The following is a 351-nucleotide window of genomic DNA, read 5'->3' as shown; positions in this document are numbered from 1 at the left end:
TCAAACTGGAAACCAGTTTTGAGTGGAGTGCCACAGGGATCAGTGTTAGGACCTATATTATTCTTGATATATATAAATGATTTGGATGATGGTGTATCTAGCAAAGTACTGAACTGTGCAGATGATACAAAAGTGTTCAGAAAAGTTAAAAGAAATGCCGATACACATATTTTACAAGATGATCTAGCCAAATTGGTCAAATGGTCTGAAAAATGGCAAATGCTATTTAATTTTGGAAAATGTAAATGTATGCACATAGGACATGGAAACGTGGATGAAGAATACAAAATGGGGGATACTATATTGGGTAAGACTAGAAAAGAAAAGGACTTAGGAGTAACGGTTAGTGCT

At 35.0% G+C, this 351-nt stretch carries 1 protein-coding gene; it reads left to right on the top strand.

The genetic code is table 11. The features are described from left to right. On the top strand, positions 1-351 hold a 351-nt coding region (locus D9V41_RS16950), incomplete at both ends, for a reverse transcriptase domain-containing protein (protein WP_208006937.1).

Origin of the sequence: Aeromicrobium phragmitis (assembly GCF_003674095.1) — a bacterium.
GTDB lineage: Bacteria > Actinomycetota > Actinomycetes > Propionibacteriales > Nocardioidaceae > Aeromicrobium > Aeromicrobium phragmitis.
Note: the sequence above shows the minus strand (reverse complement) of the source record. Positions and strands in the feature narration are given on the sequence as shown.